Genomic DNA, 10,803 nt, shown 5'->3' with positions numbered 1-10,803 from the left:
CGGTGGCGCCGGCCACGTCCAGCGCCGAGATGATGCGACCGATGCGCTGCAGGTTGTCGGCGTAGTCGGTGATCACCAGCGCATTGGTACCCGGGTTCACGTTGATCGTGTTGTTCGGCCCGATCAGAGGCCGCAACACCGGCACCAGGTTGTTCGCCGCCTCGTGGTTGAGGTGGAAGATCTGGGTCACGATCTGGTTCGACTGTGCTCGTGGCACCGCGCTGCCGGCGCTGACCACATTGCCCTGCAGCTTGGCGTCCGCCTCGGGCACGATCTTGTACAGGCCGCTGGTGTCCACGAGCGTGAAGCCCTGCAGGCGCAAGGCGGCGGCGAACTGGTTGAGCGCCGCATCCGGTGGCACCGGCCGGTCGGTGGCCAGGCTGACCGTGCCCTTGACGCGTGGGTCGACCACCACGTTGCGTCCCGTGATGGTCGCCATGGTCCGGGCCACCGCCTCGATGTCGGCGTCGACGAAGTTGAGCGTGACGGGCGCGACCGTCTGCCGGCCGCCAGCGGATTGCGCCGCAGCCAGCGTCGCGCCGGCGGCCATGGCCAGTGCCAGCAAGGTCTGCCTGGCGCAGATACCCAGCCGGTATCGCCGCTTGCTGTTCATGCCCTTGGCGTGCTGTTTCATGCCCGTGATCCTATCCCCAAGTTCTGTGCCTGCCGCTGGCGGCTTACCCCAGCAGGATGACCGAGCGGTCGCCGCTGCGTCGCCCGATGATGTTCAGCAGATTGGCCAGCGCGGCTTCCCGGCCGGGTGCGGCCGTCGCCACGCCGCGGAAGCGCAGCCGGCCGCCGACCCACTGGCCCTGGCCGTCGATGCGCAGGTCGCCGCGCAGCGTCGCCATTTCGATGCGTGGCAGGCCACCGCTGTCCGCCGCCAACAGATCGATCTGGTAGCTGCCCAGCGGGCGCAGCGTGGCCATGCGCGACGACAGCTCCAGCAGGCGGAACCGCAGCGCGCCGTCGAAGGTCGTGCGGCCCTGCACCCAGGCGACGCGGACGCCCGGTGTCTCGATCTCGAAGCGCCCCTCCAGCCGCAGGGTGTTCCAGGGCGTGCCCAGGCCATGCAGCAACTCGGGGGGCCAGTGCACCCGCACGGGGGCGACCCGCAGCTCGCCCGTCCCCCAGCCCAGGCCGACACCGACCTGCAACGGGGTCGTGGTGCAACAGGGGGCCTCGATGCTCAGCGTCAGCAGGCCCAGACCACCGGGTTGCAGCCGCCAGCGCAGGCCCTGCGGCAGCGCGGTGCGCGTGCGGCTGTCCTTGCCGCCGCTGAACACGAGATCACCGTGGCCGCGCCAGACGGTGCCGCCCGCGTTCACCAGCAGCAGGTGTTCCTGTGTGAGCTGACGCAGGGGCCAGGCAAGCCAGCGAGCCGGCAGGCACAGCAGCAGCGTCAGGCCGGCACCCAGCAGGCCACCGGCGATGGCCCAGCGCCGGGCGGGGGAGGAGACGACGGCACCGCGCATGTTCTTCAGTCCCCGAGGCCCGGACCCGCCAGGGTGACGACGCCGCTCCAGCCATCGCCCCGCCGCTTCAGTTCGGCGTGCACGACGTTCACCCGGGCGCTGCGACGCAACTGGTCGAGTGCCCTGGCCAGCGCATCCGGGGCCACGCCATGGATGCGCAGGCTCGCCTGGTCGCCGGACAGCATCACGGATCCCGGGCCCAGTTCACGGGCCGTGCGGTGCAGGACGTCCAGCGCCGCATCGCGCGCCGGGAGGTCACCCGCGCTGCCGCGCCGGATGTCCTCGACCTGCGCGGCCAGCGCCTGCATCCGCGCCAGTTGCGTGTCCACGGCCTGGTGCCGCGCCGGCGCCCTGGCCAATGTCTGCCAGGCCGGCGCAATGCCCAGCCCCCACAGCGCGCCGAGCCCGACGATCCACGCCGCCAGCACCACGGCGGCCCGCTCACGGGGGCTCATGCGCGACAGCAGGGCCTGCCAGCGGGAGGTTGGTGGCTTCATGGCTGGTCCACCTCCACCCGCAGCAGGCCAGCATCCAGCCGCGCGCTCAGGCCCTGGGCCTGCAAGGCGTCCCTCACGCTGCCCAATGTCTCCGCCGGGGCACTCCAGCCACCCAGCAGCAGGCTGCGCCCGTCATAGTCGAGCGTGCCTGGCCCGGCCTGGCCCGCCGGCAAGGCACGGCCGACCGCCGCCAGCAGTGCTTCGAGGTCCTGCGGTGCCGGCACGCCACTGGCGGCGCGCAGCCGGCGCAGCTCCTGGGTCATCTGGACCGGTGCATCCAGCACCACACCCACGTGCGGAAACTGCTCGCGCAGCAGCGATTCGATCACCGCGCTTTTCTGTGCCAGGCGCCGCTCCTGCAGCCAGGCCGCCGTGTTCAGGCCACCGATCAGCGCCACCACCAGTGTGGCGAGGCCCCAGCGGGCGGCGCGCCAGGCCGGGTCATGCAGCAGGGTGCGGATGCGCTGGCGCCAGCGCTGGCCGGCCCGCGCGCCGGCCGACAGGCTCAGGTCGAACTGGGCCAGGTTCCAGCGGCCGGCGGCAGCCGACAGCAGGGATTGCGCCAACGGCTGCGGCTGCCAGCGCACCTCGGGCAAAGCCTGTTCCGCCGGTTGCAGGGCGCCGGGCTCGGCCAGCCAGACGGCATCCGCCGCCGCCGGCCACCAACCCCAGGCCTGCAGTCCTGCGATGACATGGGGGCCGGCCAGGGGCTGGACGCCGACACCGAGCGCGTGGGCCGATGCCAGCCAGGGCTGGGCCCCCTGGCTGAACGCCACGTGCCGCACGGGTGTTCCTTCCGGAACGGGGGAGACGGACGGCACGATGCGGGTCACCGGCCGCCCCGCCGATTCGAGCCGATCCAGCAGTCCGCGCAGCCAGCCGCGGTCACAGGCGCACACCCAGGTGGCCTGTCCCGGACGTGCATCGGGTGCGAGCGCGAAATGCACCTCGCCCGGGTCGGCGAGCAATTGCTCTTCCAGCAGACCGTCCAGCACGGCACGCAGGCGCTTGGCGGGAGCCTTGGGCAGCACCACGTGATGCCAGGACAGCGCCGGTGCCGGTACCACCAGCACCACTTCCACATCGCGGGGCAGCAGCGCCAGGGGCGACTGCCCATGCTCCTCGCCGGTCTGACCATGGGCCGAGCGGACCCAGTCGAACCAGAGGTCCTGGCCGGCGCCGTGGTCGGCAGGCAGCGGGGGGCGGAGTATCAGCACGTTCGTCGTTCGGACATCAGATCGGCAAAACCATGGGGTGCCATTCTAGAGAGTGGTGCAGGGTTGCCCTGAACCCGCGTTCAGCGCGGCGCCGCATCCTGGCCCGTGGCGCGCCGGCGCCAGTGCAGCCGCACCTGCAGGCCGCTGCGCGACACCAGCGACTGTTCGTCGATCACGGCGGTGCCCAGCCGCAGGCGGCCATGGACCTCGAAATGCTGGCTGCGCACGTCGTGCCGTGCCTCGTCCACCACCTTGTCCAGTCCCGCCGGCAGCCAGCGCCTGACATCGTCCAGCTTCGCGAACGGTGTCAGTTCGCGCTGGGCCGCCAGTTGGCGTGCCAGCCCCGGTTCGACACCGGGCAGGGTGGCGGCCAGCACCTGTTCGCTGGCCGTGTTCAGGTTCACGCGTGTGCGGGTGGGCAACCAGGTGGCGTGCGGCGCCAGCACGCGCAGGCTGCGCGGCGAGATGCCGAGCCAGCCCAGTTGCGCATAGCGCACGGGCATCAGCGGTGTGTCCGATGGCTCGAGTTCGTCTTCCCCACGCCGGTGCGTCTCGAGCAGCCGCTGCGCCGCCGATTCCAGCTCCTCCGTATTCAGACCCAGGTCCCCATACAGGCGACGGAAATCCGCCAGGTCCGGCTGCGAAATGGACGCCTGGGCATCGGCACCGGCGCCCGGGCCGGCCAGCAGGTTGCGGAAATTCAGTTTCCCCTGCAGGTCGGTCATGCGCCCGGACAGAAAGGCCTCCATGACGTCGTCCGCGTTGTTGTCGCGGTCCACCGACAGAAAACTCGACAGGCGCGACTCCTCCAGCGGCATGGCCCAGGGCTCGCCCAGATGGTCGCCGTTGCCGCTGTTGCGGTTGCCGCGCGCGTCCTCGCGCAGGATCAGGCGCGACCAGTCCAGTGCGCCGGTCAGGATCCAGGCCGACTGGCTGCGCTGGCGGTCCGCCATCTCGATCTCGATCGCGCGCCATTGCTGCCAGGCCGCGGCGGCGGCCAGCGTCGCCACGATGGTGACCGTGAGCATGGCCAGCAGCAACGCGGCGCCCCGTTCGCGGTGGCGGCGGATCATGGCCCCGCTCCCAGTGTGGGCCGCACCCAGTCGCGGGTGATACGGCCTGTCAGCGCCAGGCCCGGTGCGGGCTGCAGCGTCAGGCGAACGCCGTCGGGCATCAGGCCCACCGAGGGTGCCTGGCCGTCCTCCGCCCCGGCCGACGACTGGGGATTCGTCCACGCGCCGCCCCGGTGGAACAGCAGCTGCCAGGCGTCGAGCCCGAACAGCCGGACCTCGCTGTCGCGGGCATCCGGGTCGGTCACCGCGCTGCCACGGCCCCACTGCGCGGCGCGCTGCCAGGCACGGGCCAGCTCGTCCCGCTGGCGCAACGGGGGCGATTGCCAGCGGGCCCACTGGTAGGCCGTGCCGTGATCCGATGCGGCCGGCAGGCGTGACCAGGCCACCACGCGGATGCCCGGGCTGTCCAGCTCGGTCTCGTCGGGGTCGCTGCGTGTCAGGCGCAGCACCATGCCATCGAAGTCGATGGCACTGACCTCGCCCGTCTGCTGCACCGCGTTCAGGTCGGTGATCCACTGCTCCAGCGCGCTTTGCATGCGCAGCAGGGCGTCCGCGTGCTCGCGCGAGAGCGACTGCGTGCGCGCCATGCCGTCGATGCCGCGCCAGCTCATCAGGGCCAGCACCGCCAGGATGGCGATGGCCACCAGCACCTCGATCAGCGTGAAGCCGCGCGCGCGGGCCATCAGTAGCGCCCCTGGATGGTGGACAGGTTCACCAGACGGTATCGCCGGTTGTCTTCACCGGTGTCCACCAGCGCATCGACACGGCGGAAGTTCGGGTTGGGCGTGGGACTCACCGACACCGTCACCTCGAACCGGCGGCCACCCTGCTCGCAGTCGGACGAGCTGTCGCCCGTGGGCGGCAGCTGCCGCTGCAGTCGCAACTGGGTCAGCGCGTTTTCCGCACACAGCTGGGCCAGCCAGACCTCGCCCTGGCGCTCGGCGCCGCGCATCAGTGCGGTGGTGGCCTGTGAACCCGCGGCCAGCGCCACGGCGACCACGGCCAGTGCCACCAGAATCTCGATCAGTGTGAATCCACCCAGACCGCGTTTCATGGCCGCGCCTCCGTCCCGGCATCGGCTTCCGTCAGACCGAACGGCCCGATGCCGTCGGTGCCAATGCGCAGCTCGCGCGCGCCCAGCCGCAGCGCCACCACCTGCCGGGGCAGCAGTGGCTCGGGGCCGAGCACCAGGGCGCCGGCACCGGCCGGCGCCACGATGCGGACCCGCACCTGCGGGTCGAGCCAGGGGCGGTGACCGGCCAGAGACTCGGTGGATACGCCGCGCTCGCTCACCCCCTCGAACGCGAAACCGTCGTCGCCGGGTCGCCAGCGCACGGCCACGCCCGTGGTGCGCGACTGCGCCCGGCCCGATTCGAGCATCGCCACCAGCCGCAGTGCCTCGCGGTCCAGTGCCGCCGCCCGGCCATCGCGCAGGGCGAAGCTCACGCCCGTGGTCGCCAGCGCCACGATGGCCACCACGATCAGCAGCTCCAGCAATGTAAACCCCCGCACCGCGTCAGCGGCGGAGCGTGGGGGCACCGATCCCGCCGCCGGGCCGCCCCAAGGCGGGATCAGCCCCCTCGGGGGGCAGCGACCCGCGTCAGCGGCGGAGCGTGGGGGCACCGATCCCGCCGCCGGGCCGCCCCAAGGCGGGATCAGCCCCCTCGGGGGGCAGCGACCCGCGTCAGCGGCGGAGCGTGGGGGCATCACTCACTGCCAGCTGCCGATGTCGGCATCCCGGCCCTCGCCGCCGGGCTTGCCGTCGGCACCGAAGGACAGCACGTCCACCTCGCCGTGCACACCCGGGTTGAGGTACTGGTAGGGCTGGCTCCACGGATCCGAGGGCAGCTTGTCCAGGTAAGGACGCCAGTTCGGCGGCACCGGGCTGGATGCCGGTTTGACCACCAGCGCGCGCAGGCCCTGCTCGGCGGTGGGGTAGCGCTGGTTGTCCAGCCGGTACATCTTCAGTGCCTGCATCAGGTTGTTCACGTCGGTACGCGCGGCGGTGACGCGGGCATCGTCGGCGCGGTCCAGCACGTTGGGCACGATCAGCGCGGCCAGCACACCGATGATCACGAGCACCACCATCAGCTCGATCAGGGTGAAGCCGGCCCGACGCCGCAGGGCGCGCAGGCGCGGGCGGCGGGCAGAGGGTGCGCAGGCGGAAAAGGGTGGGGTGGCAGCAGGCATGGGCAAACAAATCTCCCGGAGGGTGCGGCGGCCGCGGCTGGGTACCCGCCGTCGCGGCATGACGGTCTGGATCATAATCGTCGCATGACGTTGCAGACACCCTCGCGGCACCCCGGAGCACTGGTCGCCCGGGTCGGCCACGCACCGCTGTGGGCGGCTGGCCTGATCTGGCTGGCTGCGGGCGCGGCGCTGACCGGGTGGCTGCTCATCCTGCTTTCGGGCACGGCCTGGCAGCCGGTGCCTGTGGCCGCAGGCACCGCGGTCGCGGTCGAGCCGGTCGCGGTCGCGCGCGCGCTGGGGCTCGACGGCAGCCCGGGCGCCGCCGGGCCGGCGGCCGACACCGGTGCCCGGCTGAGGCTGGCGGGCGTCGTTGCCCAGCCCGACGCGCGCGGCGCCGCCCTCATCGCGGTCGATGGCCAACCGCCCCGGCCCTTCCTGGTGGGCAGTGCGGTGGGGGACGGCTGGGTGCTGCGTGCCGTGGAGCGCCGCCGGGTCTGGCTCTCGCCCACCACCGGTGAAACCGGCGACCTAGAGCTTCAGCTCCAGCGCTGACCGGATCAGCGGCCAGGCCAGCAAGGCGCCCGCGCCTTGGCCGATCCGCAGTTCCATGTCGAGCAGGGGGCGGTCCTGCATATGGATCATGAGCAGGCGGTGCCCCGGATGGGCCGACAGGTGCGCGAACACCAGATAGTCTGCGGTTGCCGGCACCAGCCCGCGCGCGACCAGGGCGGCGGCGCTGGCCACGAAGCCGTCCACCACCACCAGCCGCCCTTCGCTGGCCGCCTGGATCATGGCGCCGGTCATCATGGCCAGATCAAAGCCGCCCATCGCCACCAGGGCATCGAACGGCGTCACGGCCTTGCGGTGACGCGATGCCACGGCGTACAGTTTTTCCAGCTTGTGCCGGGTCATCGCCTCGCTCAGGTCCGGATGCTGGCCGCAGGCATCGGCCAGCGGGACGCCACACAGGCGCGACAGCAGCAAAATGGCCGATGCCGTGCTGGCGGCGCCGGCCTCGCCGATCAGTACGGTGTCGCCCGGCAGAGAACGGACCACATCCATCCCGGCACGCAGGGCGGCCACGCCCTGCTCCACCGACATGGCCGGGCGCAACACCATGTTGCGCGTGCCGTAGCCGATCTTGCGCGGCAACAGGGTGACCAGGCCCGGCTGGCCGTCCACCGGTGTGAGCGGCACCGCAACGCCGGCATCCACCACCGTCATGGCGATGCCCAGCCCGCTGGCCATCCGGTAAACGGGCGATTCCCCGGCGAGCAAGGCATTCACGCGGTGGCGCGTGGCTTCCTGGCCGAACCGCGATACTCCCTCGTCGGCGATTCCGTGGTCGGCGGCGAACACCAGCAACTGTGGTTGCACCTGGGCGTGCCTGCGCAACCTGTCCATTGACAGGATGGCGGTGAGCCGGGTCGACAGATCGGCCAGACGTCCCCAGGGGGAGGTGTCAGCCGCGCCCGGGCAGGCGGCGGCCACTGGCCGCACCGGCGGGAAAGACAGGCCGGGCAGCGCTGCCGGCGCCGGGGGAGGGTCGGTGGCGGCGCCAGGGTGCATGGGCGAGGGTGTCCGGTTCAGCGGCTGAGAAACAGCCGGTATGCCGGATTCTGCGTTTCCTCGACATAGGGGTAGCCCAGGGTGTCCAGAAAGCGCTGGAAAGCCTTGTCGTCCTTGGGGGGAACCTGCAGCCCGACCAGGATGCGGCCGTAGTCGGCGCCCTGATTGCGGTAGTGGAACAGGCTGATGTTCCAGCCCGGGCGCATGAGGCTCAGGAATTTCAGCAACGCGCCTGGCCGCTCCGGAAAGACGAAGCGCAGCAGGCGCTCGTCCTGAGCCAGTGGCGAATGGCCGCCGACCATGTGACGCAGGTGCTCCTTGGCCAGGTCGTCGTGGGTCAGGTCCAGCGTCCTGAGACCCTGGCGGTTGAAGTTGGCCGCAATCTTGGCCGACTCGCCCTTGCCCTGCGTGCTCAGGCCAATGAACACGTGCGCTTCGTCGGCGCTGGCGATGCGGTAGTTGAATTCGGTGACGCTGCGCGGCCCGCCCGGCAGGTTGCCGATGGCCTCGATGAAGCGCTTGAAGCTGCCTCGCTCCTCGGGGATCGTCACCGCGAACAGCGCCTCGCGCTCCTCGCCGACGTCGGCCCGCTCGGCCACGAAACGCAGGCGGTCGAAATTCATGTTCGCACCGCACAGGATGGCCGCGTAGGTCTCGCCCTTGGTCTTGTGCTGGGCCACGTACTGCTTGATCGCCGCCACCGCCAGCGCGCCCGAGGGCTCGACGATGGAGCGCGTGTCCACGAAGATGTCCTTGATGGCCGCGCACACCGCGTCGGTGTCCACCACCACGTAGTCGTCCACCAGTTCGCGGGCAATGCGGAACGTCTCCTCGCCCACCAGCTTCACGGCGGTGCCGTCGGCGAACAGGCCCACGTCGGCCAATTCCACGCGCTCGCCGGCTTGCACCGACTGCAACATCGCGTCCGAGTCGCGCGTGTGTACCCCGATCACCTTGATTTCGGGCCGCACGGCCTTGATGTAGTTGGCCACGCCGGAAATCAGCCCGCCGCCGCCAACGGCCACGAACACCGCATCCAGCCGGGGGCTGCCGAGCTTCTGCACCTGGCTGAGCATCTCCATGGCGATCGTGCCCTGGCCGGCAATCACGTCCGGATCGTCGAACGGGTGGATGAAGGTCAGACCCTCGGTTTTCTGCAGCTTGACGGCGTGCTGGTAGGCGTCGGAATAGCTGTCGCCGGCCAGCACCACTTCGCCGCCCAGGGCGGCCACGGCATCCACCTTGAGCTGTGGGGTCGTCGTGGGCATCACGATCACGGCACGACAGCCGAGCTTCTTGGCGCCCAGCGCCACACCCTGCGCGTGGTTGCCGGCCGAGGCGCAGATCACGCCCTTGGCCAGTTGCTCGGGCGTGAGGTGGGCCATCTTGTTGTAGGCGCCGCGCAGCTTGAAGCTGAACACCGGCTGCTGGTCTTCGCGCTTGAGCAGGACCTTGTTGTGCAGGCGGCGGCTGAGACCGCGAGCGGGTTCCAGCGGCGATTCGACGGCCACGTCATACACGCGGGCGGTCAGGATCTTCTGGAGGTATTCGGCGGGGGTCAGCGGGGTGGCAGCCGGCATGGGTTCCGGGTTTGGCTGTGTTTTGGGCATGTGGGTGTTCCTTCCCGTCGATGATACGGCGCGACCCGCAGTCGAAAAAAAACCCGGACCACTCTTGTGTGGTCCGGGCTGGAATCCACCCGTGGAGGGTAGAGGAGACAACCTTCAATACAATGGCGCAAGTATAACAGTCTCTTGCTGCAATGCAACAAGTCAACACCTTGTTGCGTTGTTTTTAGAGAACTGTCCCTTGTTTTCCAGACATAGATCACACCCGCAGGACCTTCATGGAATGCACCGTTACCTGGACCGGCGCGGCCGGCACCCGATCGAACATGGGCTTTGTTGCCGAAACCGGCAGCGGCCACGTGCTGACGATGGACGGGGCACCTGACGCGGCGCGCCCCGAGAACGGCGGGGCCAACCTCGCCCCCCGGCCGATGGAAACCGTGCTCGCCGGCACGGGCGGCTGCACGGCCTACGACGTCGTGCTGATCCTCAAGCGCGGTCGCCACGACGTGCGCGGCTGCAGCGTCAAGCTCAGCAGCGAGCGCGCCGGGACCGATCCCAAGGTCTTCACGAAGATCCACATGCACTTCACCGTCACCGGCAAGGGCATCCCGGCGCCAGCGGTCGAGCGCGCCATCGCCATGAGCCACGACAAGTACTGCTCGGCCAGCATCATGCTGGCCAAGACCGCCGAGATCACGACGAGCTACGAGTTGGTGGACGCCCCCTGAGGAGCGCCATCACACCCGGTGCGCGACCGTGGTCATGACCTTGGCCGCGGCGCGCATCAGCCCGCGCACTGGCGCGGGCATCGCCGTGGCGCCGGCACGTTCGGCCTCACGGGCGTGGCGGGCCTCGTCATCCTTCATTTGCGCCACGATGGCACGCGAGGCCTGATCGGCGGCGGGCAGCCGGTCCAGATGGCTGGCCAGATGTGCCTCCACCTGCCGCTCGGTCTCGACCACAAAACCGAGGCTCACCGCACGCCCCACCCGGCCCGCCACCCAGCCCAGGCCGAAAGCGCCCGCATACCACAGCGGATTGAGCCATGACGGGCGCGCGCCCAGTTCGTCCAGCCGCTGCCGGGTCCAGGCGAGGTGGTCGGTCTCTTCCCGGCCGGCCTCGTCCAGGTGTCGGGCCAGCGGCAGATCGGGGTGCGCGGCCTGGCGCGCGGCCAGGCTCTGGCCCGCGTAGAGCGCCTGCGCACACACCTC

The 10,803-nt window shown here is 70.7% G+C and carries 14 protein-coding genes; 2 read left to right on the top strand and 12 right to left on the bottom strand.

Going from position 1 to position 10,803, the window contains the following annotated elements; translation table 11 throughout:
- The 9 genes from PHQ87_RS10515 to gspG all read right to left on the bottom strand — a co-directional run.
- Positions 1-550, bottom strand: a 550-nt coding sequence (locus PHQ87_RS10515) for a secretin N-terminal domain-containing protein (protein WP_300233723.1), incomplete at its 3' end; no start/stop codon positions are given.
- A gap of 127 nt (positions 551-677) precedes the next feature.
- Entirely contained in the window at positions 678-1,475 is a 798-nt protein-coding gene (gene gspN / locus PHQ87_RS10510; RefSeq protein WP_300233721.1) for a type II secretion system protein N, read from the bottom strand.
- A gap of 5 nt (positions 1,476-1,480) precedes the next feature.
- Positions 1,481-1,972, bottom strand: coding sequence for a type II secretion system protein GspM (gene gspM, locus PHQ87_RS10505; protein ID WP_300233719.1), 492 nt, complete (start codon positions 1,970-1,972; stop codon positions 1,481-1,483).
- Positions 1,969-3,189 carry a type II secretion system protein GspL gene (gene gspL / locus PHQ87_RS10500; protein ID WP_300233716.1) on the bottom strand — a complete coding sequence of 407 codons (1,221 nt, stop codon included), beginning with the start codon at positions 3,187-3,189 and terminating at the stop codon, positions 1,969-1,971. The genes gspM and gspL overlap by 4 nt, the downstream gene beginning before the upstream one ends.
- 80 nt (positions 3,190-3,269) lie before the next feature.
- Entirely contained in the window at positions 3,270-4,262 is a 993-nt protein-coding gene (gene gspK, locus PHQ87_RS10495; protein ID WP_300233714.1) for a type II secretion system minor pseudopilin GspK, read from the bottom strand.
- Positions 4,259-4,945, bottom strand: a complete 687-nt coding sequence (locus PHQ87_RS10490) for a prepilin-type N-terminal cleavage/methylation domain-containing protein (RefSeq protein ID WP_300233712.1) — start codon at positions 4,943-4,945, stop codon at positions 4,259-4,261. Before PHQ87_RS10490 ends, gspK begins: the two co-directional genes overlap by 4 nt.
- Complete coding sequence (gene gspI, locus PHQ87_RS10485; RefSeq protein ID WP_300233710.1) at positions 4,945-5,316, bottom strand: type II secretion system minor pseudopilin GspI; 372 nt, start codon at positions 5,314-5,316, stop codon at positions 4,945-4,947. Before gspI ends, PHQ87_RS10490 begins: the two co-directional genes overlap by 1 nt.
- On the bottom strand, positions 5,313-5,801 hold the full coding sequence (locus PHQ87_RS10480; RefSeq protein ID WP_300233707.1) for a prepilin-type N-terminal cleavage/methylation domain-containing protein: 489 nt from the start codon (positions 5,799-5,801) through the stop codon (positions 5,313-5,315). Before PHQ87_RS10480 ends, gspI begins: the two co-directional genes overlap by 4 nt.
- A gap of 171 nt (positions 5,802-5,972) precedes the next feature.
- The gene (gene gspG, locus PHQ87_RS10475; RefSeq protein ID WP_300233705.1) at positions 5,973-6,452 is read right to left on the bottom strand and encodes a type II secretion system major pseudopilin GspG; all 480 of its coding nucleotides are present in this window, start codon (positions 6,450-6,452) and stop codon (positions 5,973-5,975) included.
- Between the two features lie 84 nt (positions 6,453-6,536).
- Here gspG and PHQ87_RS10470 point away from each other — a divergent pair, with 84 nt between their 5' ends.
- On the top strand, positions 6,537-7,004 hold the full coding sequence (locus PHQ87_RS10470; protein ID WP_300233703.1) for a type II secretion system protein N: 468 nt from the start codon (positions 6,537-6,539) through the stop codon (positions 7,002-7,004).
- Here the strand turns inward: PHQ87_RS10470 and PHQ87_RS10465 are convergent.
- Together PHQ87_RS10465 and ilvA are read right to left on the bottom strand one after the other, a co-directional pair.
- Positions 6,981-8,021, bottom strand: a complete 1,041-nt coding sequence (locus tag PHQ87_RS10465) for a nicotinate-nucleotide--dimethylbenzimidazole phosphoribosyltransferase (protein WP_300233699.1) — start codon at positions 8,019-8,021, stop codon at positions 6,981-6,983. The genes PHQ87_RS10470 and PHQ87_RS10465 overlap by 24 nt on opposite strands.
- A gap of 17 nt (positions 8,022-8,038) precedes the next feature.
- On the bottom strand, positions 8,039-9,601 hold the full coding sequence (ilvA, locus tag PHQ87_RS10460; RefSeq protein ID WP_300233697.1) for a threonine ammonia-lyase, biosynthetic: 1,563 nt from the start codon (positions 9,599-9,601) through the stop codon (positions 8,039-8,041).
- Positions 9,602-9,867: 266 nt separating this feature from the next.
- Between ilvA and PHQ87_RS10455 the strand changes: the two genes are divergently transcribed.
- On the top strand, positions 9,868-10,320 hold the full coding sequence (locus tag PHQ87_RS10455; protein WP_300233694.1) for an OsmC family protein: 453 nt from the start codon (positions 9,868-9,870) through the stop codon (positions 10,318-10,320).
- A 9-nt stretch (positions 10,321-10,329) separates the two neighbouring features.
- Here PHQ87_RS10455 and coq7 read toward each other — a convergent pair.
- The coding region (coq7, locus tag PHQ87_RS10450) for a 2-polyprenyl-3-methyl-6-methoxy-1,4-benzoquinone monooxygenase (RefSeq protein WP_300233692.1) at positions 10,330-10,803 on the bottom strand (474 nt) is incomplete at its 5' end.

It is taken from the genome of Hydrogenophaga sp. (assembly GCF_028698005.1).
Lineage (GTDB): Bacteria > Pseudomonadota > Gammaproteobacteria > Burkholderiales > Burkholderiaceae_C > Hydrogenophaga.
Note: the sequence above shows the minus strand (reverse complement) of the source record. Positions and strands in the feature narration are given on the sequence as shown.